At 67.2% G+C, this 21,699-nt stretch carries 22 protein-coding genes; 11 read left to right on the top strand and 11 right to left on the bottom strand.

The features are described 5' to 3' along the window. Positions 1–37: 37 nt before the first annotated feature. The 5 genes from Herbaro_RS00370 (at position 38) to Herbaro_RS00390 (ending at position 4,885) form a co-directional block, all read left to right on the top strand. On the top strand, positions 38–853 hold the full coding sequence (locus Herbaro_RS00370; RefSeq protein ID WP_275011887.1) for an ABC transporter substrate-binding protein: 816 nt from the start codon (positions 38–40) through the stop codon (positions 851–853). Positions 854–986: 133 nt separating this feature from the next. Continuing rightward, entirely contained in the window at positions 987–1,679 is a 693-nt protein-coding gene (locus Herbaro_RS00375; RefSeq protein ID WP_275011888.1) for an amino acid ABC transporter permease, read from the top strand. A gap of 10 nt (positions 1,680–1,689) precedes the next feature. Continuing rightward, positions 1,690–2,430: an amino acid ABC transporter permease gene (locus tag Herbaro_RS00380; protein ID WP_275011889.1), complete on the top strand. Its 741-nt coding sequence runs from the start codon at positions 1,690–1,692 to the stop codon at positions 2,428–2,430. A gap of 57 nt (positions 2,431–2,487) precedes the next feature. Then, the gene (locus tag Herbaro_RS00385) at positions 2,488–3,216 is read left to right on the top strand and encodes an amino acid ABC transporter ATP-binding protein (RefSeq protein ID WP_275014083.1); all 729 of its coding nucleotides are present in this window, start codon (positions 2,488–2,490) and stop codon (positions 3,214–3,216) included. Positions 3,217–3,241: 25 nt separating this feature from the next. Next, positions 3,242–4,885, top strand: a complete 1,644-nt coding sequence (locus Herbaro_RS00390) for a methyl-accepting chemotaxis protein (protein WP_275011890.1) — start codon at positions 3,242–3,244, stop codon at positions 4,883–4,885. Between the two features lie 33 nt (positions 4,886–4,918). Here the strand turns inward: Herbaro_RS00390 and Herbaro_RS00395 are convergent, their stop codons facing one another. Continuing rightward, entirely contained in the window at positions 4,919–5,419 is a 501-nt protein-coding gene (locus Herbaro_RS00395; protein ID WP_275011891.1) for a winged helix-turn-helix transcriptional regulator, read from the bottom strand. Positions 5,420–5,564: 145 nt separating this feature from the next. Here Herbaro_RS00395 and Herbaro_RS00400 point away from each other — a divergent pair, with 145 nt between their 5' ends. Continuing rightward, entirely contained in the window at positions 5,565–6,803 is a 1,239-nt protein-coding gene (locus tag Herbaro_RS00400) for an MFS transporter (RefSeq protein WP_275011892.1), read from the top strand. A 58-nt stretch (positions 6,804–6,861) separates the two neighbouring features. On the opposite strand, the gene Herbaro_RS00405 is transcribed toward Herbaro_RS00400, so the two are convergent. Together Herbaro_RS00405 and Herbaro_RS00410 are read right to left on the bottom strand one after the other, a co-directional pair. Continuing rightward, positions 6,862–7,365 carry a hypothetical protein gene (locus tag Herbaro_RS00405; RefSeq protein WP_275011893.1) on the bottom strand — a complete coding sequence of 168 codons (504 nt, stop codon included), beginning with the start codon at positions 7,363–7,365 and terminating at the stop codon, positions 6,862–6,864. A 106-nt stretch (positions 7,366–7,471) separates the two neighbouring features. Further along, positions 7,472–8,677, bottom strand: coding sequence for a threonine ammonia-lyase (locus Herbaro_RS00410; protein ID WP_275011894.1), 1,206 nt, complete (start codon positions 8,675–8,677; stop codon positions 7,472–7,474). 438 nt (positions 8,678–9,115) lie between these two features. On the opposite strand from Herbaro_RS00410, the gene Herbaro_RS00415 reads away from it, so the two are divergent. Together Herbaro_RS00415 and Herbaro_RS00420 are read left to right on the top strand one after the other, a co-directional pair. After that, the gene (locus Herbaro_RS00415) at positions 9,116–9,469 is read left to right on the top strand and encodes a hypothetical protein (RefSeq protein WP_275011895.1); all 354 of its coding nucleotides are present in this window, start codon (positions 9,116–9,118) and stop codon (positions 9,467–9,469) included. Positions 9,470–9,572: 103 nt separating this feature from the next. Next, positions 9,573–10,142, top strand: coding sequence for a flavin reductase family protein (locus tag Herbaro_RS00420; RefSeq protein ID WP_275011896.1), 570 nt, complete (start codon positions 9,573–9,575; stop codon positions 10,140–10,142). 14 nt (positions 10,143–10,156) lie between these two features. Here Herbaro_RS00420 and Herbaro_RS00425 read toward each other — a convergent pair whose 3' ends face one another. Continuing rightward, positions 10,157–11,062: a LysR family transcriptional regulator gene (locus Herbaro_RS00425; protein WP_275011897.1), complete on the bottom strand. Its 906-nt coding sequence runs from the start codon at positions 11,060–11,062 to the stop codon at positions 10,157–10,159. Between the two features lie 146 nt (positions 11,063–11,208). Between Herbaro_RS00425 and Herbaro_RS00430 the strand changes: the two genes are divergently transcribed. Beyond that, entirely contained in the window at positions 11,209–12,072 is an 864-nt protein-coding gene (locus tag Herbaro_RS00430) for an NAD(P)H-binding protein (RefSeq protein ID WP_275011898.1), read from the top strand. Between the two features lie 88 nt (positions 12,073–12,160). Beyond that, complete coding sequence (locus Herbaro_RS00435) at positions 12,161–12,733, top strand: methylated-DNA--[protein]-cysteine S-methyltransferase (protein WP_275011899.1); 573 nt, start codon at positions 12,161–12,163, stop codon at positions 12,731–12,733. A 5-nt stretch (positions 12,734–12,738) separates the two neighbouring features. Here the strand turns inward: Herbaro_RS00435 and Herbaro_RS00440 are convergent, their stop codons facing one another. From Herbaro_RS00440 to Herbaro_RS00460, 5 genes are read right to left on the bottom strand one after another with little or no spacing between them, the layout of a single operon-like run. Beyond that, a complete protein-coding gene (locus Herbaro_RS00440; RefSeq protein WP_275011900.1) occupies positions 12,739–13,605 on the bottom strand; it encodes an ABC transporter permease in 867 nt (288 codons plus the stop codon). A 24-nt stretch (positions 13,606–13,629) separates the two neighbouring features. Further along, positions 13,630–14,490: an ABC transporter ATP-binding protein gene (locus Herbaro_RS00445; RefSeq protein WP_275011901.1), complete on the bottom strand. Its 861-nt coding sequence runs from the start codon at positions 14,488–14,490 to the stop codon at positions 13,630–13,632. After that, positions 14,471–15,478: an ABC transporter substrate-binding protein gene (locus tag Herbaro_RS00450; RefSeq protein ID WP_275011902.1), complete on the bottom strand. Its 1,008-nt coding sequence runs from the start codon at positions 15,476–15,478 to the stop codon at positions 14,471–14,473. The genes Herbaro_RS00445 and Herbaro_RS00450 overlap by 20 nt, the downstream gene beginning before the upstream one ends. Position 15,479: 1 nt before the next feature. Beyond that, positions 15,480–16,493, bottom strand: a complete 1,014-nt coding sequence (locus Herbaro_RS00455; protein ID WP_446719294.1) for an ABC transporter substrate-binding protein — start codon at positions 16,491–16,493, stop codon at positions 15,480–15,482. Position 16,494: 1 nt separating this feature from the next. Continuing rightward, complete coding sequence (locus Herbaro_RS00460) at positions 16,495–17,535, bottom strand: ABC transporter substrate-binding protein (protein ID WP_275011903.1); 1,041 nt, start codon at positions 17,533–17,535, stop codon at positions 16,495–16,497. Positions 17,536–18,022: 487 nt separating this feature from the next. Here Herbaro_RS00460 and Herbaro_RS00465 point away from each other — a divergent pair, with 487 nt between their 5' ends. After that, the gene (locus tag Herbaro_RS00465; RefSeq protein ID WP_275011904.1) at positions 18,023–19,924 is read left to right on the top strand and encodes a potassium transporter Kup; all 1,902 of its coding nucleotides are present in this window, start codon (positions 18,023–18,025) and stop codon (positions 19,922–19,924) included. A gap of 71 nt (positions 19,925–19,995) precedes the next feature. On the opposite strand, the gene Herbaro_RS00470 is transcribed toward Herbaro_RS00465, so the two are convergent. Beyond that, on the bottom strand, positions 19,996–20,841 hold the full coding sequence (locus Herbaro_RS00470; RefSeq protein WP_275011905.1) for a DMT family transporter: 846 nt from the start codon (positions 20,839–20,841) through the stop codon (positions 19,996–19,998). A gap of 117 nt (positions 20,842–20,958) precedes the next feature. Next, positions 20,959–21,636, bottom strand: a complete 678-nt coding sequence (gene trmB / locus Herbaro_RS00475) for a tRNA (guanine(46)-N(7))-methyltransferase TrmB (RefSeq protein WP_275011906.1) — start codon at positions 21,634–21,636, stop codon at positions 20,959–20,961. Between the last annotated feature and the right edge of the window lie 63 nt (positions 21,637–21,699).

Raw genomic sequence — 21,699 nt, forward strand, 5'->3', positions numbered from 1 at the left:
GACGCCCTTCGGCGTTCCACCTTACAGGAGAGGGTTCATGACGCAACTTAAGAAAACCATTCTGGCCGCGGCGCTGCTGGCCGCAAGCTTCTCGGCCGCCGCCGACCAGCTGGCCGACATCAAGCAGAAGGGCACCCTGGTATGCGGCACGCTGGGCACCGCCGAGCCGTTCAGTTTCCCCAATGCGCAGACGCGCGAGATCCAGGGTTACGACGTGGACTTCTGTAAGGCCATCGCCAAGAACCTGGGCGTGAAGCTGGAGCTGAAGATGATCTCGGTGGCCGCGCGCATTCCCGAGTTGCAGCAGAACCGCGTCGACATCGTGATCGCCAACCTCGGCTGGACGGCCGAGCGCGCCGAGCAGATCGCCTACTCCGACGCCTACTACGCCAGCCCGCAGAAGGTCGCGGTGAAGCGCTCCTCGGGCTACAAGTCGCCTTCCGAACTGGGCGGCAAGCGCGTCTCCGCAACCAAGGGCTCGACCTCGGAGCTGGCCGTGCGCAAGGCCATCCCGAGCGCCTCGGTGACCACCTTCCAGGATCCGCCGGCCGCCTTCCTGGCCATGCAGCAGGGCAAGGTCGAAGGCTTCGCCGTCTCCGAGCTGATGCTCTCGAAGTTCCAGGCCCAGGTCGAAAGCAGCTCGCCGATCGACATCCTGAACCCGCCGCTGATCAACGAACTGTGGGGCGTGGGCATGCGCAAGGAAGAAGCCGGCCTGATCAAGCAGGTCAACGCCACGCTGGAAGGCATGGAAAAATCCGGCGAAGCGCAGCAGGTCTTCGACAAGTGGTTCGGCTCCTCGACCCAGTACAAGCTCAAGCGCGATTTCAGGATCGAGCCGATCAAGGGCTGACGCCGGCCTGTATCGCGCCGATACCGACGGGGGCGCGCGCCGCTCCCCGAGACGCATCACCGGACCGCGCCACGCGGTCCCGCAGGCGCCGGACCGGGGGAGGTCCGGCGCCTGCGCATTGCAGGAGTACTCCATGAAACTGGATTTTTCGGTGCTGCTGCGGGAAGACTACCCGCGCATGATCATCGAGGGCGTGATCACCATGCTCAAGCTGACCGCCTATTCCTGGCTGCTGGCCATGGCGGTGGGCATCGTGCTGGCGGTGGTCCGCATGACCAACAACCGGGTGGCCGGCGGCGTCGTCGCCGGCTATGTCGAATACCACCAGAACGTGCCCATGCTGGTGCAGATCTTCCTCTGGTACTTCGGCGTGCCGACCCTGCTGCCGGATTCCGTGCAGCTGTGGTTCAACATGCACCGCAGCGATTTCCTGTTCGCCGCCATCGCCGTCGGCCTGGCCATGGGCGCCTACATGTCGGAGGGCCTGCGCGCCGGCATCCGCTCGATCCCGCGTTCGCAGATGGAGGCGGCCCGCGCGCTCGGGCTGTCCTATCTCAAGGCCTCGCGCCTGATCATCCTGCCGCAGGCGTTGCGCCTGGCGCTGCCCACGCTGGTGAGCTACAGCGTGCTGCTGTTCAAGAACACCAGCCTGGCGATGGTGATCGGCGTGGCCGAGCTGACCTACGCCACGCGCGAGATCGAAAGCCAGTCCTTCCACACCGTGGAAATCTACCTGGTCTCGACCATGATCTACCTCGGCATCTCGCTGCTGATCATGGCCGCCGGCGCGGCGCTGGAAAGCCGCTACCGCATCAAGACGCGCTGAGGGGGACGCCATGAACGACATCTACGACATCATCCGCGACAACTGGATCCTGCTGCTGGTGGGCCAGTATCCACACGGCCCGCTGGGCGGGCTGGCGATCACCCTGATCCTCTCCGTGCTGGGCCTGATCCTGGCGTTTCCGGTCAGCGTGCTGCTGGCGCTGGGACGCGTCTCGCCGCTGCGCGTGTTCCGGCTGCCGGCCACCGTGATCGTGTACCTCGCCCGCGGCGTGCCGCTGGTGATGTTCATCTTCTGGGTCTATTTCTTCGTGCCGCCGCTGATCGGGCGCACGGTGTCCGGCTTCACCACCATGCTCATCACGCTGGTGATCTACGAGGCGGCCTACCTCGCCGAAGTGATCCGCGCCGGCATCGAGGGCTTGCCGCGCGGCCAGGTGGAGGCCTCGCGCGCGCTGGGCATGAGCTACCTGCAGACCATGTTCAAGGTGGCGCTGCCGCAGGCGCTCTACAACATGCTGCCGGCGATGATCAGCCAGTTCGTCTCCAACATCAAGGAGACCTCGCTGGGCTACGTGATCAGCGTCAACGAACTGACCTTCGCCGCCAACCAGATCAACAGCATGCTGCTGACCAAGCCGTTCCCGGTCTTCATCCTGCTGGCCCTGATCTATTTCGTGCTGTGCTTCATGTTGACGCGCATGGCGCGCGCACTGGAGAAGCGCATCGCCGCCAAGCGCGCGGCCAACCCCGTGAACCCGGCGGCGCAGGCGGCGCCCCCGGTTGCGGCCTGAACCAACGAGGAGCAACGCATGATGGCGAGCAACAACCGGTCCGCAAGCGCGCCGGCCATGATTTCATTCGAGGACGTCAACAAGTGGTACGGCAGTTACCATGCGCTGGCCGAAGTCGGCGCCGAGGTTGCCAAGGGCGAGGTGGTGGTGATCTGCGGGCCGTCCGGCTCGGGCAAGTCGACCCTGATCCGTACCGTCAACCGCCTGGAAGAAATCCAGAAGGGCCGCATCGTCTTCGACGGCCAGGATATCCACGCCCCCAAGCTGGACCTGAACCATTTCCGCAGCCGCGTCGGTTTCGTGTTCCAGAGCTTCAACCTGTTCCCGCATCTCTCGGTGCTGGAGAACATCATGATGGCGCCCATCAACGTGCTCAAGAAAAAGCGCGGCGAGGCCCGCGTGCGGGCGCTGGAGCTGCTCGAGCGCGTCGGCCTGGCGGCCAAGGCCGAGGCCTATCCCGGCCAGCTGTCGGGCGGCCAGCAGCAGCGCGTGGCGATCGCCCGCGCGCTGGCCATGGACCCGCCGGCCATGCTGTTCGACGAGCCGACTTCGGCGCTCGACCCAGAGATGGTGGGCGAGGTGCTGCAGGTGATGAAGCAGTTGGCGCGCGAGGGCATGACCATGATGTGCGTCACCCATGAGATGAACTTCGCCCGCGAGGTGGCCGACCGCGTCTGGTTCATGGACCACGGCAGGCTGGTCGAGACCGGCACGCCGGAGCAGTTCTTCAGCCATCCGCAAAGCGAGCGCGCGCGCAAGTTCCTGGCCGAACTGCGCGATCACTGACGCCGCCGGCGACAAGGGGAAACGTATGAAATGGAATGATGTGCGCGTATCCGTGCGCCTGTCGGCCTGCATCGCCGGGCTGCTGGCGGCGATGCTGTCGATGGCGGCGGGCACCCAGTACGCCACGCTGCGGGCGATGGAAGCGGCCCAGGATTCGGTGCGCGACTACGACCAGCGCATCGTCACGGCGGTGCGCTGGCTGGGCGCGGCCGAGCTGACCAGCGAACGCATGGTCGGCGCGCTCAACACCTCCGACGGCGACCTCGCCATGCGTTACGAGCAGGAAGTGCAGGCCGGGCGCGAGCAAATGGCCGCGCTGGAGAAGGAGATCGCCGCGCGTGAACTGAGCGACGGCGACCGCGCCCAACTGGGCGCCATCGAAGCGGCGCGGCTGAAGCTGGCCAATGTCGCCGGCGCCGCCACCCAGCTTTCCTACAAGGGCGACATCGGCGGGGTGCAGTCCATGGTCGAGGGCGAGCTCAAGCCGGCGATCGCCGCCTACCTCGGCGCGCTGAAGAAATTCGTCGGCCTGGAAGAGCAGCAGCGCGACCAGGTGGTGGCCGACGCGGCCGAGCGCAATCGCCGGCTGGCCGGCGCCGGCCTGATCGGCGCGGCGTTGTTGCTGGCACTGGGCCTGGCGGTGGCGCGCCTGATCGCGCGTTCCATCACGCGCCCGCTGGCGCATGCGGTGGCGCAGGCAGAGCGGATCGCGCGCGGCGACCTGTCGCGCCAGGAACAGAGGGGCATGCAGCGGCGCGACGAGTTCGGCCAGCTGCAACAGGCGCTCGAACGCATGTCCGGCGGCTTGCGCACGCTGGTGGCGCAGGTGCGCGGCGGCGTGGGCTCGGTGTCGCTGGCCAGCGCGGAAATCGCCAGCGGCAACCAGGAACTGGCCCAGCGCACCGAGCAGGCGGTGGGCAACCTGCAGGTGACCGCCGCCAGCATGGAGGAATTCGCCGGCACCATCGCGCAGTCGACCGGCACCGCGCGGCAGGCCAGCCAGCTGGCGGCGCAGGCGGCGCAATCGGCCACCCGCGGCGGCGCGGTGATGGGCGAGGTGGTGCAGCGCATGGGACAGATCTCGGACGCCTCGCGCAAGATCGGGGAGATCACCGGAGTGATCGATGGCATCGCCTTCCAGACCAATATCCTGGCCTTGAATGCGGCCGTGGAAGCGGCGCGCGCCGGCGAACAGGGGCGCGGCTTCGCGGTCGTCGCCACCGAGGTGCGCACCCTGGCCCAGCGCAGCGCCACCGCCGCGCGCGAGATCAAGGAGCTGATCGCGGCCTCGGTGCAGACCGTGGACGCCGGCGGCCAACTGGTGCAGCAGGCCGGCGCCGCCATGCAGGAGATCGTCGGCGACGTGCACCGCGTGAGCGGCCTGATCGGCGAAATCACCGCCGCCGCGGCCGAGCAGAACACCGGCATCGGCCAGGTCAACGCGGCGCTGTCCGACCTGGACGCCATGACGCAGCAGAATGCCGCCCTGGTCGAGCAGGCGTCAGCCGCGGCCGAATCGCTGAGCGAGCAGGGCGCGGAACTGGCGCGGCTGGTCAGCGTGTTTGAGATCGACGAACGGGATGCCGAGCATCGCCCCGGACCGGCACCGGCAGCGCGTGCGCCGCGTCCCTCACTGGCGGCCCCGCCGGCGCCCGCCATCGGCGCCTGAGGCATTGCGGGCCGGGTTCTCCCGGCCCTTTTTTTATGCCGCCGCCTTCGCCGGCCGGGCGCGCGGCGAGGGCGCCTTCTTCACTTCCACCTGATGCGCGGCCACCGGCTTGCCGTCGCTTCCCAGCGGTTGCATGCGCGGCAAGGCGCGGCCGTTTTTCTTCTCCACCAGTGTTGAATGGCTCTCTCCGGCGGCAAACAGGTGCTGCTCGCCCCATTGCCGCAGGCCCACCACCACCGGCAGCAGCGCCTCGCCCTTCCTGGTCAGGATGTACTCCTGGTAGGCGCTGCCGTCGGAGGCGGGGACGCTGTCGAGGATGCCGGCGTCGACCAGCTTCCTGAGCCGGTCGGACAGGATGTTGCGCGCCACGCCCAGGCTGTCGCGGAACTCGCTGAAGCGGCGCAGGCCGTCGAAGGCGTCGCGCACGATCAGCAGCGCCCAGCGGTCGCCGACCAGGTCCAGAGAACGGCCGACCGGGCAGTGTTCGGCGTAGCGCGCGCGCTGATCGGCGGCGGGTTTCTTGTTGGCGGGCATGGCGGGAGCGATGTGTGGTTTTCACGCATGGTATCAAAACCTCGCGCCGGGCGCCGGTTCGGGTGAGTTGCAATTTGAAACCAAATGGATTTACACTGCGGTCCAGCCAATAGGTTTCAAATTGCAACCACATTGAAAGGCCGTCATGCCCTCCGTTCCGCCCGCTTCCCCTGCCGTATCGCAAGGTCAGGTTCGCCCCGCCGCACTCGCTCGTCCGCTGGTCCTGCTGTTTGCCATCGCCGCCGGCATCAGCGTGGCCAACGTCTACTATGCGCAGCCGCTGCTGGATGCCCTGGCGGCCGACTTCGGCATCGCCACCGCGTCGGCCGGGGTGGTGGTCACGGCCACCCAGGCCGGTTCCACCCTGGCGCTGCTACTGCTGGTGCCGCTGGGCGACCTGTTGCCGCGCCGCGCGCTGATGCTGTGGCAGGCGGCGGCGCTGGCCCTGTGCCTGCTGGCCCTGGCGGCCAGCGCATCGGTGTGGACGCTGCTGGCGGGCATGCTGGCGGCCGGCATGCTCGGCACGGCCATGACGCAGGGACTGATTTCCTACGCTGCCGCGCTGTCGGCGCCGTCGCAACGCGGCAGCGTGCTGGGCACGGTGCAGTCGGGTGTGGTGATCGGGCTGCTGCTGGCGCGGGTGGTGTCGGGCGCCCTGGCCGACCTGGGCGGCTGGCGCCTGGTCTATGTGTGTTCGGCGGCGCTGATCGCGCTGTTGGGCGCGGCCCTGGCGCGCACCTTGCCGCCCTCGCCCGCGCCGGCCGCGGTCGGCGGTTACCTGCGGCTGCTGGGCTCGATGGGCGGGCTGCTGCGCCATGACCGCGCCTTGCAGCTGCGCGGCGTGCTGGCGCTGCTGATGTTCGCCGTGCTCAACATCTTCTGGAGCGCGCTGGTGCTGCCGCTGTCGGCGCCGCCGCATTCCCTGTCGCACGGCGCCATCGGCGCCTTCGGCCTGGTCGGCGTTATCGGCGTACTGGGCGGCGCGCGCGCCGGCAGCTGGGCCGACCGCGGCCTGGCCCAGCACGCCACCGGCGCGGCGTTATTGCTGCTGGTGGCGGCATGGTGGCCGCTGTCTTTCACCGATACCAGCTTGTGGACGCTGGCCGGCGGCATCCTGGTGCTGGACATCGGCGCGCAGATGATCCACGTCACCAACCAGAGCCTGATCCTGCGTACCCGCCCGGAGGCGCACAGCCGCATGATCGGCTGCTACATGATGTTCTATGCGGTCGGCAGCGGCGCCGGCGCGCTGGCGGGGACGCACATGTACGCCTATGCAGGATGGAACGGCGTGTGCCTGTTGGGCGCCGCCGTCAGCCTGGCCGCGCTGTGCTGGTGGGCGGCTACCTTGAAGCTGATGCCGCGCCAGGTAACGGCGGCGTAAAAAAACCGGCCGCCTTGCGGCGCCGGCTTTGCTGTCCATCGCGACCCGCCGCGCATTCTCAGCCGGGCCTGCGATAGCCGCTTGCCACCCAGCGTTGCGCGCTGTCGGCGTCCAGTTTGTAGTTCGGCGCAGTCTGCACCTTGGCCAGCATGTCGCCCATCTCGTCCCATGCGCTCAGGTCGGCATAGGGGAAGTCGTCGTCCGGGATAATGTCCAGCGTGACCTTGATGCGGCCTTCGGCGGTGTCGATGGTGACGTGCTTGTGCAATTGCGCATGCAGTTGCTGTTCGCTGCGACGGACGAATTCCGACGCGGTCTTAACCAGGGTGTTGAAGGCGGATTTGTCCAGCGGCTTGGGATTCTTCTTGTCCCGGCCCATGGTCCAGGGGCCGATCAACGCCGGTTCGCGTTCGCCGTCGCGGCTCATCTCGACCGCCCAGCCGTCGTCGTCCTCGTTCTTGATCACGCGCGCTGTCCAGCCTTCGTCACGCCACAGGCGATCATCGTGGATTGCCTCGTTGTCCGGGGAAAGGGTGTCGTTGTTGCTATCGGTATCTTGCATCGTGGCTGTTGGTATTTCAAATAAAGCTAAACCGCCATCATAGGGGAATGCCGGCGGCAGGACGGGTAGCAGCAGGCAATAAATTACCTGCACGAGATGCTGCGGCCTAGTGCAGCTCTTCGGCCTCGAACCCTGCCGCGCGCAAGGCTTGCAGCACCTGCGCCAGGTGCGGCCGGCCGCGCGTCTGCAGCACCAGTTCGATATCCACGTTCTGCGCCGCCAGCAAGGTGAAGGCGCGCTGGTGGTGGACCTCGTCGATGTTGGCGCCGGCCTCGGCGACGATGCCCGTGATCTTGGCCAGGGTGCCCGGCACGTCGCGCGAGCTGACCTTGACGCGCGCCAGGCGGCCGGCGCGCACCATGCCGCGCTCGATGATGGCCGTCAGCAGCAACGGATCGATATTGCCGCCCGAGAGCACCAGGCCCACGCGCTTGCCGCGGAAGCGGTCGGGGTAGCGCACCAGCGCCGCCAGCCCGGCGGCGCCGGCGCCCTCCACCAGGGTCTTCTCGATTTCCAGCAGCATCAGCACGGCTTGCTCGATGTCGCCTTCGTCCACCAGCAGCAGGTCGTTGACCTCGCGCGCGATGACCGCGCGCGTCAGCGTGCCCGGCGTGCCGACCGCGATGCCCTCGGCGATGGTGCTGGCGCCGACCGGATGGTCGGTGCCCTTGACCGCGTTGAACATGGTGGGGAAGCGGCGCGTCTGCACGCCGACGATATCGATCTCCGGCTTGATGGCGCGCGCGGCCACCGCCATGCCGGCCAGCAGGCCGCCGCCGCCGATGGCCACTACCAGCGTGTCGAGGTCGGGCACCGCCTTGAGCATCTCCAGCGCCACCGTGCCCTGGCCGGCGATGATGGCCTCGTCGTCGTAGGGATGGACGAAGGTGAGCTTCTCTTTCTCCGCCAGTTCGTAGGCGTGGGCGCGCGCCGCTTCCAGCGTGTCGCCGTGCAGCACGACGTTGGCGCCGAAGCCGCGCGTGCGCTCGATCTTCACGCCCGGCGTGAAGCGCGGCATGACGATGGTGGCCGCCAGGCCCAGGCGCTGCGCGTGGTAAGCCACGCCCTGGGCATGGTTGCCGGCCGACATGGCGACCACGCCGCGGCTGCCGTCGGGACTGGCGGCGACGTCGACCATCTTGTTGCAGGCGCCGCGCTCCTTGAAGGAGGCGGTGAACTGCAGGTTCTCGAACTTGAGGAATACCTGGGCGCCGACGATCTGCGACAGCGTGCGCGACTCCACGCAGGGCGTCTCCAGGATCTGGCCTTGCAGCCGGCGGGCGGCTGCTTCGATGTCATTGAGTGTAGTCATGCAAGGATTGTAGAGGCATTGCGCCATTTTGTAGCGTATCCCTCATCCGACCCGGCCGGATGACGCAAAAGCAATGCCGGTATGCGCCGGGTTTGCATTCATCGAAAAATCCATCCATTAATTTGTGCCGGCTATCGCGAGCCGCAGCCGGATAGCGCTCCGCTCGTGGCGCGGCACGCAGCGCCCGGGCTGCCGCCGTATCAAATCGACAATTAGAGCCCCTGTATGCGCATCGCGCCGCCGATTGAAAAATTCTCTCGCCGGCGCCATTGCAGTCCGGCTACGGGACGACTAGAGTGAACTTTCCGTCGCACCGCAGCCTGAGATTTCCCGCCGAAGTGGAAAGCGACACCCGGGCCCGTCGGTTCCCCGCCCACGCAAGCCTCCCGCTAGCAGCAATCAAACCAGCTTCTGCCGTTCTCACCAAAGGAGACACTAATGAGCATTGCAACCCGGCATCCGGATGTCAGGCCATCCCCGCCACCGCCGTTCGCGCCGCCGTCCGGCCAGCGCGCTACCCGTTATGAGCATCGCAATTCGCCGCTGTTGTTGTCGCTGGTCGAACTGGATCCGCGCGACGTCGTCGAGGGCGTCATGACCGAGAAGGGTTTCCTGGCCGCCGACGTGGTTCCGGTCGGCCCCATGCGCGAGGCCTGCCCGCATTGCGCAGGCGTGGCCCTGCAACTGGTGCTGCGCCACCGCCATGTCAAGCGCTCGCACCTGTTCTGCCGCGTCTGCACCCGTTGTTATGACGCATTGAATGACGGCGGCCACTCGGTGCTGACTATCTGAGCGCGACGCCGCCTCCGCGTCTTCTTCCGCAACCGACGGGGCGCCTTCCTTTGGGAGGGCGCCCCGCGTCATTTTCCAATCCCCATCGTCATCAGGAGAATCCATGCCCCGCGCCGCCCGCCTGCCCGCCAGGCAGGACTTTCCGGTCCACCAGATCCGCCGCTATCTGGAGCCCGGCCCCATCGTGCTGGTGTCGTCGGCCTACCGCAAGCAACGCAACATCATGACCATGGGCTGGCATACCGTCATGGAGTTCGCGCCGTCGCTGCTGGGCTGCGTCATCGCGGCCGGCAACCATAGCTTCGAACTGATTCGCAAGAGCCGCGAATGCGTGATCAACCTGCCCACGGTCGGGCTGATCGACCAGGTGGTGGGCATCGGAAACTGTAGCGGCGCCGAGGTCGACAAGTTCGAGCGCTTCGGGCTGACGGCGCTGCCGGCCGCGGAGGTCGGCGCGCCGCTGATCGGCGAGTGCCACGCCAGCTTCGAGTGCCGGCTGCACGACGGCAGGCTCATCGGCAAGTACAACTATTTCATCTTCGAGGTGGTGCGGGCGCACGTGGCGCGCACGCCGAAGAACCCGAAGACGGTGCACTACAAGGGCGGCGGCGAATTCATGGTGGCGGGACAGGTCATCAGCCGCCGCTCGAAGTTCCGCGGCGAATACCTGTAGCCCGGCCGCCGGGCCTACTTCTGCAGCGCCAGCACGAAGTCGAGGAAGGCGCGCACCTTGGCCGGCGGATGGTGGCGCGAGGGATACAGGGCATACAGCGGGAAGCGCTCGTCGGGCCAGTCGGGGAAGAGGTCGACCAGGCGGCCGTCGTCCAGCATGGGTTGCAGGCCGAGGTCGAAGACCTGCGCCACGCCATAGCCCGACAGGCACACGCTGTAGAGCGAGCCGCCGTCGCTGACGGTGAGCTGGCCCTCCATGTCCAGTTCGATGCGCCTTTTGCCGCGGATGAATTCCCAGCTGAAGGGGCGGCCGCTGCGCGAGTCGCGAAACAGGATGCAGGTGTGGCCGGGTTCCTGCAGCGCGCGCGGGTTGGCCGGGCGTCCATGGCGCTTGAGGTAGCCGGGCGAGGCGATGGTGACGATGCGGCAGTCCATCAGCTTGCGCGCCACCAGGGTCGAGGCCGCCGGCTGGCCGAAGCGCAGCGCCAGGTCGTAGCCGTCGGCGACCATGTCGCCCAGTTCGTCGCGCGTGACCAGCTCCAGCTTCAACCCGGGATGGGCCTCGAGGAAGGCGCCCAGGCGCGGGCTGAGCACCATGCGCGAGAAGAAGGGATCGACATTCACGCGCAGCCGCCCGCGCACCGTGCCGCGGCCCTCCTGGGCCGAGGACGCGGCCTCTTCCAGCGCCGCCAGCAACGGCGACACCTGCGCGTGGAAACGGCGCCCCTCGTCGGTCAGCGTGATCGAGCGCGTGGTGCGGTCGAACAGGCGGATGCCCAGCCGCGCTTCCAGCCTGGCGACCGAGCGGCTCACGCCCGAGGGCGTCATGTCCAGCAGCTCGGAGGCGGCGGCGAAGCTGCCGCTGTCGACGATGGCGCACAGTACGCCGATGCCGTTCATCATGCGTTCGTCGAATGCCATGCCGGCGTCTCTCCAAAATAAATAATTGATGACCAATGATCATCAATGAAGTGACCGAGATGATATCGCAAAACCAGTCGCCGACGCCCAGAATGCGCTCCATGCCTCGCCGTCCGGCGGGCTCAATTCACGACAAGGAGCGCAACATGTACGCCATTACCGGAATCACAGGACAAGTCGGCGGCACGCTGGCCCGCCATCTGCTGGCCGCCGGCCGCGACGTGCGCGCGGTAGTGCGCGACGCCGCGAAGGGCGAGCACTGGGCGCGCCAGGGCTGCGAGGTGGCGCTGGCCGAACTCACCGATGTGCCGGCGATGATCAGGGCCTTCAGCGGCGTCGAGGGCGTGTTCATCCTGCTGCCGCCGGCCTTCGATCCCAAGCCCGGCTTCCCGGCCGCCCGCCGCGTCATCGCGGCGGTGCGCGAGGCGCTGGAGATGGCGGGGCCGAAGAGGGTGGTGGCGTTGTCCACCATCGGCGCCGACGCCGAGCGGCCCAACCTGCTCAACCAGCTGCGCATCATGGAAGAGCAGTTCGCCAGCCTGGCCTTGCCGGTCACTTTCCTGCGCGCGGCCTGGTTCATGGAGAACGCGCGCTGGGACATCGACGCCGCCCGCGCCGGCGCCATCGCCAGTTACCTGCAGCCGGCCGCGCGCCCCATCGCCATGGTCTCGACCATGGACGTCGGGCGCACCGCGGCCGAACTGCTGCAAGAGCAGTGGACGGGCCGCCGCGTGGTGCAGCTGGAAGGCCCGCAGCGCACCAGTCCGGACGATATCGCGGCGGCCCTGGCGCGCCTGCTGGGGCGCGAGGTGAAGGTGGATGTCGTGCCGCGCGCCCAATGGGAAGTCATCTTCCGCAGCCAGGGCATGGAGAATCCGCTGCCGCGCATGCAGATGGTGGACGGCTTCAATGCCGGCTGGATCGACTTCGCCAACGGCGGCCGCGAGGCGCGCCGCGGCGTGGTCGGGATCGAGGCGGCGCTGCGCGCCATGCTGGACGAACAGGCCTGAGCCGGCGGCGCGCGGCGGCATCGTCAGCGCGGCAAACCGGCGCGCCGTTTGCGCGTAGAATCGTTGGCCTCGACGCATGGAGGCAGCAATGGACTACGCATACAAGCTCATCGACTCACCGGTCGGGCAACTCACCCTGGTGGCCCGCGGCGACAAGCTGGCGGCGATCCTGTGGGAGAACGATCGCGCCGGCCGCGTGCGCCTGGGCGAGCTGGCGCCCGATGAGCAGCGTCCGGTGCTGCTGGAGACGGCGCGCCAGCTGGCCGAGTATTTCGCCGGCAAGCTGACCGCGTTCGACGTGCCGCTGGACTTCAACGGCACCGATTTCCAGAAGCAGGTGTGGGCCGCGCTGCTGGCCATCCCCTACGGCCAGACCCGCACCTACCTGCAGATCGCGCGCGAGCTCGGCAACGAGAAGGCGGTGCGCGCGGTGGGCGCGGCCAACGGCCGCAATCCGATTTCCATCATCGCGCCGTGCCATCGCGTCATCGGCGCCGGCGGCGAGCTCACCGGCTTCGCCGGCGGCCTGCACGCCAAGAAGCTGCTGCTGGCCATCGAGGGCATTTCCACCGAGGGCCGCGACGCCGGCCAGGCCATCGATCCGCGCCGCAAGGCGCAGAACCGCCGCCGCGAAGATCCCAACCAGATGTCGCTGCTGTAGCGCGTTCAGCGCTGCATGCCCCAGCGCTTCACCGTCACCCGCTCCAGCGTGTTGAACACCAGGTTCTCCACCAGCAAGCCGATGATGATCACCATCGCCAGCCCGGCGAACACCTTGTCCGTATAGAGCTCATTGCGGTTCTGGAAGATGTACCAGCCCAGGCCGCCCTTGCCGCTGGTGGCGCCGAACACCAGCTCGGCCGCGATCAGCGTGCGCCAGGCGAAGGCCCAGCCGATGCGCAGGCCGGCCAGGATCGACGGCAGCGCTGCCGGCACCAAAACCTGCAGCACGAAGGAGAGCCCGGACAGGCCGTAGTTGCGCCCGGCCATGCGCAGCGTGTCGGAGACCCCGAGGAAGCCGGCATAGGTGTTCACCGCCAGCGCCCATAGCACCGAATGCACCAGCACGAAGATCAGGCTGCCCTCGCCCAGGCCGAACCACAGCAGCGCGATCGGCAGCAGCGCGATCGCCGGCAGCGGGTTGAACATCGAGGTCAGCGTGCCCAGCAGGTCGCGCCCGAACTGCGTCGATACCGCCAGCGTGGTCAGCACGAAGGCGGCGGCAATGCCCAGCACATAAGCCTTGAGCAACACCTGCAGCGACAGCCAGGTCTTGTTGAGCAGTTCGCCGCTGGCCAGGCCATCGACGAAGGCCTGCGCGGTCTGGCCGAAGGTCGGCAGCAGCAAGTCGTTGTCCTGCCAGCGGCCGATGGCTTCCCACAGCAGCGCCAGCAGCAGCAGGATCACGCCCTTGCGGATCCAGCCCTGCTGCCAGATGCGGCGCGGCAGCGAGAACTGGCGCTCAAGCGCCAGGCCGGGCAGCGGCTCCAGCGGCAGTTCGTATTCATCGCGAACGGGAGGGGTGAGGCTCATGGTGCAATTCCTGTGGCGCGGCGCTCAATAGGAGAAGCGCACGTCGCTGAAGTTGATCGGTTGCTCGGCCGGGGCGGGCGCCGCGCCTTCGTCGAACAGCAGCCGGTGGATGCGTTGCGCGGTCTGCTGGAAACCGGCGCCGCCCAGGCTGGAGAGGTCGTACTGGTGGCTGTTGATCTCGGCGCGCACGCGGCCCGGATGGGGCGACAGCAGCAGGATGCGGTTGCCCACCACCAGCGCTTCCTCGATCGAGTGGGTGACGAAGAGCAGCGTGAAGCGCACCTCCTCCCACAGTATCAGCAGCTCTTCCTGCATCTTGCGGCGGGTGAGCGCGTCGAGCGCGGCGAAGGGCTCGTCCATCAACAGCATCTTGGGCTGCATGGCCAAGGCGCGCGCGATCGCCACGCGCGCCTTCATGCCGCCCGAGAGCGTGTGCGGATAGGCGTCGGCGAAGCGCGCCAGGCCGACCTTGTCGAGATAGTGGCGGGCGCGCTCGGCGGCCTCGCGGCGGCCCAGGGTCTTCGAGGCCAGCAGCGGGAACATCACATTGCCCAGCACCGTCTTCCACGGCGGCAGCTGGTCGAACTCCTGGAACACCACGATGCGGTCCGGCCCCGGATGGCGGATCGACTGCCCGTCCAGGCGGATCTCGCCCGAAGCCGGCGGCAGGAAGCCCGCCACCGATTTCAGCAGGCTGGACTTGCCGCAGCCCGAGGGCCCCAGCAGCACGAAGCGATCGGCCGGGTGCACGCCGAAGCTGACCTCATGCGTGGCCTGCACCACCGCGGTCGAGGTGCGGTACTGCAGGCTCACACGGTCCACCTGCAGCAGCGGCGCGGGGCCGGCCGCGGCCACCTGCGCGGTTTCAGCTGCCGGGTTGTGCATACGCTTCCTCGAAGAAGTAGTCTTTCCAGGACGAGGCCCGGTTCTTCAGCACGCCGATCTCATGCAGCTTCTCGGCATAGACGAAGCTGCGCTCGGGCGAGACGGTGAAGTTGATCTCCGGATCCTCGACGATCTTGCGCACGAACTCCGGCGACAGCTTGGACTTCTGCACGCGGATGAAGGTGTCGGCCGCCTTTGCCTTGTTGTTGCGGATGAACTCGGCCGCTTCCACCAGCGCGCTGTAGAAGGCGCGATAGGTCTTGGGGTTCTCGTCGTGGAACTTCTGCGTGGTGTACAGGAAGTTGAAGGTGGCCGGGCCGCCCAGGATGTCGTAGGAGCTGATTACCTTGTGCACGTTCTTGTTCTCCAGCGCCTGGTACTGGAACGGCGGGCTGGAGAAGTGGGCGTTGATCTCCGAGCCGCCGGCAATCAGCGCGGCGGTGGCATCCGGGTGCGACAGGCTCACGGTGATGCTGTCGAAGCGCTTGTAGTCGGCTTTGCCATAGAGCTTGGCGGTCTCGATCTGCAGCGTGCGCGACTGGAAGCCGACGCCGGCGGCCGGCACCGCGATGCGATCCTTGTCGCTGAAGTCCTTGACCGTCTTCACGTTCGGATTGTTGGACAGCAGGTAGTTGGGCATCGAGCCCAGCGAGGCGATGGCCTTGACGTTCTGGCGGCCGCGGGTGCGGTCCCACAGCACCAGCGCCGGCGGCGCGCCGGCCGAGACCACGTCGAGCGCGCCGGCCAGCAAGGCCTCGTTCATGCCGGTGGCGCCGGACAGGCTGGTCCACTCGACCTTGATGTCGACGCCTTCCTTCTTGCCGTACTTCTCGATCAGTTTCTGGTCCTGCACCACGTCGAGGATCAGGTAGCCGATGCCGAACTGCTGGGCGATGCGGATCTGCCCTTCGGCCTGCGCGTTGCCGGCCAGGCCGAAGGTGATGAGGCCGGCGGCGAGCGCCGGCAGGAATGTGCGTGTGAACAGCATGTCAGCTGCCTCCATGGATGTGGGCGTCGTCGAAGAAATAATCCTTCACCGACGCGGGTTTGTGTTTGATGACGCCGACCCGGTGCATGAACCCGGCGATGGCATAGGTGTTTTGCGGCGCAATCTTGAATTGCACCTCGGGGCTCTTGATGATCTTCAGGAGCAGCGCGCGGTCGGTCTTGCCCTTGTTGGATTTCAGGTAGATGTCGGCCGCCTTCTCGGGATGGGCGCTGATGAATTTGGCCGCTTCATCCAATGCGCCGAGGAAGGCGTCGTAGGTCAGCGGATTGTCGCGCCGGAATTTCTCGGTGGCGTACAGCACCGTGGCCGACAGCGGGCCGCCCACCACATCGTACGAATTGAGCACCACGTGGGCGTTCGGATTGCCGGCCAGCTCCTGCTCCTGGAACGGCGGATTGCCGAAGTGCGCGTTGATCTCGGTGCCGCCGCCGATGACGGCGACGGCTGCTTCCGGATGCGGCAGCGCGACGCTGATCTTGTCCAGGCGATCGAACTGGGCATCGCCCCACAACCTGGCCGAAGCGATCTGCAGCACCCGCGACATGATCGAGACGCCCACCGCCGGCAGGGCGATGCGATCCTTCTCGCCGAAGTCGGCGATGGTCTTGACCCTGGGGTTGTTGCTCACCAGGTAGAACGGGAAATTGCCCAGCGAGGCCACGCCGCGCACGTTCTGGCGGCCGTAGGTGCGGTCACACACGGTCAGCAGCGGCGCCACGCCGGCGCCGGCGATGTCGATCGCGCCCGACAGCAAGGCGTCGTTGACGGTGTTGCCGCCGGAGAGCCTGACCCAGTCCACCTTGATGTCGACGCCGGCGGCGCGGCCGTGCTTCTCGATCAGTTGCTGGTCCTGCGCCACGTTGAGCAGCAGGTAGACCACGCCGAACTGTTCGGCGATGCGCAGCCGGCCTTCGGCCTGCGCCGGCGCGGCGGCCATGCACAGCGCCAGGGCCGCCGCCGCCAGCGGCCGGCGCAGCGCGTTCTGGAGCCTCATGTCAGCTGCCGCCCTGGATGTGGGCATCGTCGAAGAAGTAATCCTTCACCGAGGCCGGCTTGTTCTTGATGGCGCCCACGCGATGCATGAACTCGGCCAGGCCGTAGGTGTTCTGCGGGCCGATCTTGAACTGCACTTCCGGGTTCTTGATGATCTGCAGCAGCAGCTTGCGGTCGGTGTTGCCCTTGTTGACCTTGAGGTAGATGTCGGCCGCCTTCTCGGGATTGGCGCTGATGAACTTGGCCGCTTCATCCAACGCGCCGACGAAGGCGCCGTAGGTCTTGGGATTGTCGCGGCGGAATTTCTCGGTGGCGTACAGCACCGTGGCCGAGGACGGGCCGCCCAGCACCTGGTAGGAGTTCAGCACGATGTGCGCCTTCGGATTGCCGGCCAGTTCCTGCTCCTGGAACGGCGGGTTGCCGAAGTGGCCGGTGATCTCGGTGCCGCCGCTGATGATGGCGGCGGTGGCGTCGGGGTGCGGCACGGCGATGCTGATCTTGTCGAGCTTGTTGTACTGGGCGTCGCCCCACAGCTTGGCCGAGGCGTACTGCAACATGCGCGACTGCACCGACACGCCCACTGCCGGCAGGGCGATGCGGTCCTTCTCGCTGAAGTCGGCGATGGTCTTCACGTTCGGGTTGTTGCTCACCAGGTAATAGGGGAAGTTGCCCAGCGAGGCCACGCCGCGCACATTCTGCTTGCCATAGGTGCGGTCCCAGATGGTCAGCAGCGGCCCCACGCCGGCGCCGGCGATGTCCACCGAGCCCGACAGCAGCGCGTCGTTGACCGCCGAGCCGCCCGAGAGCTTGAGCCAGTCGACCTTGATGTCGACGCCGGCCGCCTTCCCATGCTTCTCGATCAGTTGCTGGTCCTGCGCCACGTTGAGCAGCAGGTAGACGATGCCGAACTGCTCGGCGATGCGCAGCTGGCCTTCGGCCTGCGCCGGAACGGCGGCGCCCAGCAGCGTCAGCGCCAGGCCGCCGGCCAGGGTGTGGGTAATGAGCCGCCGGAGACGTCCCGGCTGGGGGCGAGCTGTTTTCATGATGTGCTGTTCCTGGGTGGAAGACCGGCGGCGCCGGCGGGTGAGGGCGCGGATCCCGCTTAGAACCGTCTTGATGAAAAATGGCGATTCTTTATTCGTTCGGAGTATATAAAGCAGCCGTAAGAAAGAAAAACTCGATTACCGCATATCCATATGCGGCCATCGCATGGCGCGCAAAGCCGCGCCGCAGCTCGCATCGGAGCGGCGGCGGAAGACGCCGCACAGGCCTTGCGGCCAGGGCCGCGCCGCGGTCTTTACAATCGGCCGCCGCCGTCGCCGGGGCCAATTCCGGAACCGGCCCATTGCCGCGCTGTCAAGTTTTGCGGCGGACCACAGAGGCGGCGGCGCAACGGCGCGGGCATTTTCAGCGCACCGCAGGTAGAGTGAGATAAAGTACGCCTCCTGCCCGCAGGGAGACCCGCGACGGACCCGCCGCAACCGGTCCGCGCCCCCGGCGGCAACAATTTGAAGAAGCAAAGGGAGCCCGATGAGTTCGTCTCACACCAATCCGAATCTTTCCTTCCGTTCGCAGAAACTGCACCTGATTACATTGGCCGCCTTGGGCGTGGTGTTCGGCGATATCGGCACCAGCCCGCTGTATGCGCTCAAGGAGTGTTTCAGCCCCGACCATGGCATCGCCTTCTCTCCCGACGCGGTGCTGGGCATCATCTCCATGCTGTTCTGGGCGATCACCATCGTGGTGACGATCAAGTACGTGCTGTTCGTGCTGCGCGCCGACAACAACGGCGAAGGCGGCGTGCTGGCGCTGATGGCGCTGTCGCTGCGCTCGGCGCTCTCGGGCTCGCCGCGCGCCAAGCTGCTGATGATGCTGGGCGTGTTCGGCGCCTGCATGTTCTACGGCGACGTGGTGATCACCCCGGCCATCTCGGTGCTGTCGGCGGTGGAAGGGCTGGAGATCGCCGCGCCGCAGACCGCGCGGGTGGTGATTCCGCTGACCATCATCATCGTGGTCGGGTTGTTCCTGATCCAGCGCCACGGCACCAGCGTGGTGGGGCGCTTCTTCGGGCCGGTGATGTTCGTGTGGTTCCTGTCCCTGGCGCTGCTGGGCCTGTACAACATCACCAAGGCGCCGGAAGTGCTGGTGGCGATCAATCCCTATTACGCCGTGCGCTTCATGGCCGATCATTCGCTGCAAGCCTTCATCGTGCTGGGTTCGGTGGTGCTGGTGCTGACCGGCGCCGAGGCGCTGTATGCCGACATGGGCCACTTCGGCATCAAGCCGATCCGCTATGCGTGGATCTTCACGGTGATGCCGTCGCTGCTGATCAACTACTTCGGCCAGGGCGCCAACCTGATCGCCAATCCGGCCGCGATCAAGAACCCGTTCTACCTGATGGTGCCCGAGCCGCTGGTGCTGCCCATGGTGCTGCTGTCGACCTGCGCCACCGTGATCGCGTCGCAGGCGGTGATCTCCGGCGCCTTCTCGCTGACCAGCCAGGCCATCCTGCTGGGCTTCGTGCCGCGCATGCGCATCCTGCACACCTCCGAGGATGAGCAGGGCCAGATCTATATCCCGCTGATCAACTGGATGCTGCTGGTGGTGGTGGTGGCCGTGGTGCTGGCCTTCAAGAAATCGGACAACCTGGCCGCCGCCTACGGCGTGGCGGTGACCACCACCATGGTGATCACCACCATGCTGCTGGGCGTGGTGATGCGCCACATCTGGAAGTGGCGGATGCCGGCGGTGGTGATCGCCATCGGCTGCTTCCTGATCGTGGATATCGCCTTCTTCGCGGCCAACCTGTTGAAGCTCACCGAGGGCGGCTGGTTCCCGCTGGTGATCGGCGGCGCCGCCTTCTTCCTGCTGATGACCTGGTATTCGGGCCGCATGCTGCTGCGCATGCGCATCAAGGACGACGGCATCCCGATCGAGCCCTTCATCGAAGGCCTGCTGGCGCACCCGCCGCACCGCGTGGGCGGCACCGCGGTCTTCATGACCGGCAACATCGCCACCGTGCCGGTGGCGCTGCTGCACAACCTGAAGCACAACCGCATCCTGCACGAGCGCGTGTTCTTCCTGAAGATCAGCATCTGGGACGTGCCCTACGTGGCCGACAGCGAACGCCTGACCATGAAGGACCTGGGCGGCAACGTCTACCTGCTGCGCGCTTCCTTCGGCTTCAAGGAAACGCCGGAAGTGAACCGCGTGATGGCGCTCACCGAACAGCAGTTCGGCCATCACTTCGACCTGATGGACACCTCCTTCTTCCTGGCGCGCGACACGGTGGTGCCGAGCAAGCTGCTGGGCATGTCGCTGTGGCGCGAGCGCCTGTTCGCCTGGATGTACCAGAACGGCGCCAAGCCTTCGGACTTCTTCAACATCCCGGCCAACCGGGTGGTGGAGCTGGGGACCAAGGTGGAGATCTGACGCAGCCTGGGCCAGCCTGAAATGAAAAACGGCGATGAGTGATCATCGCCGTTTTTGTTTGCATCGCCGCTTCAGTGCCGCATCCCCAGCACCACCGCGCCGGCGGCGATCACCAGGCAGGACAGCACGCGCCGCAGCGTCAGCTGCTCGCCCAGGAACAGCCAGCCGATCAGCAGCGCGAACAGCACCGAGGTCTCGCGCAGCGCCGAGACCATGCCCATCGGCGCCAGCGTGACGGCCCAGATCACGATGCCATAGGCCAGCAGCGACATCACGCCGCCGGCCAGGCCGATCCAGGTGTCGCGTTCGCCCAGGGCCACCGGGATGCGGCCGTGGCGGCGCCAGTAGATCAGCGCCAGCGGGATGCTGTCGAGCACGAACAGCCAGCCGGCATAGGACACCGAATCGCCCGCCAGGCGCGCGCCGATGCCGTCGGTGACGGTGTAGGCGGCGATGAAGGCGCCGGTGGCGAAGGCGGCCGCCGGGCCGGACAGGTTCTCGCGCCGGCGCAGGCCGCGCAGGTTGGCCAGGCTGACGATGCCGGCCGACACCAGCGCGATGCCGGCCACGGTATAGACGTTGAGCCGCTCGCCGGCGAACACCGCGGCGCCCAGCGCCACCAGCAGCGGCGAGGAGCCGCGCGCGATCGGATAGGACTGGCCGAAGTCGCCGATCCTGTAGGCGCGGATCAGGAACAGGTTGTAGCCGGTGTGCAGGATGCCGGAGAGGATGATGTAGAACCAGCTCGGCCCATGCGGCAACGGGCGCAGCAGCACCAGCGGGATGGCGGCCAGGCCGGCGCCGATGGTCATCAGCGACAGCGAGGCCAGGCGGTCGGCGCTGCTTTTGAGCAGGGCGTTCCAGGAAGCGTGCAGGAGGGCGGCGGCCAGCACCAGGCCGATCACGGCGGGGTTCATGGGGCGGTGGCGGTTGCTGTCGTTGTTGTCATCTCGTTGGCCTGCGCGTACGGGCGGCGCGCGCAGTCGGCGCGGAAAAAGCGAGATGATACCGCGTCGGCGGGTCGCCGCCTTGTCCTACGGCAAGCCGCGCGGGCCGAGATCGGCGGCGCAGCGCCACAGCGCGTGGCCGGAGGCGAGGTACTTGCGCTCGAAGGGCGTGATCGGGGCGTCGGTGAGATAGGGCTCGGTGCGCACGTCGACGGCGCTCAGCTGGCGCAGGGCGGCGGCGAACTCCTCGACATAGATGCGCCAGTTGCTGCGGCACTCGATGATCCCGCCCAGCGCCACGATGGCGGGAAACACAGCATGGCCCTGCCAGCGTCGCGCCAGGTGGCCGATCTTGGGCCAGGGATTGGGGTAGAGCAGGTAGTGGCGCGCCGGGCGCAGGCCGGCGTCCAGCGCCAGGCGCCAGTAGTCGACCAGGTCGGCGCGCACGAAGCAGAGGTTGGCCGGCTCCGGGCCGTCCCACAAGGTGTTGCGCGCCAGGCGATCTGCCGACTGGTCGATCCCGATCACGAAATGGCCGGGATACTGCGCCGCCAGGTTCAGCGTCGACAGGCCCACGCCGCAGCCGGTGTCGAGGATCAGCGGCGGCTCGCCGGCGGCGCGCCAGGCGGCCAGGCTGTGTTCGAAGGCGCGCCGGTTGTAGTCGGTCACGGGCTTCCTGAACGGATGCGCGGCGTGGCGCGCGACCAGGGCGGCCAGCTGTTCGTGCACGCCGCTCTGGGCGCTGCTGATGGGAGTGGAATTCACAGGTTCGGTGTCGGACGCGGATGCGCAATCTTAATGGAAACGGCAGGCGAAAAAAAAGCCGCG

Source organism: Herbaspirillum sp. WKF16 (assembly GCF_028993615.1).
Classification (GTDB): Bacteria; Pseudomonadota; Gammaproteobacteria; order Burkholderiales; family Burkholderiaceae_D; genus Herbaspirillum.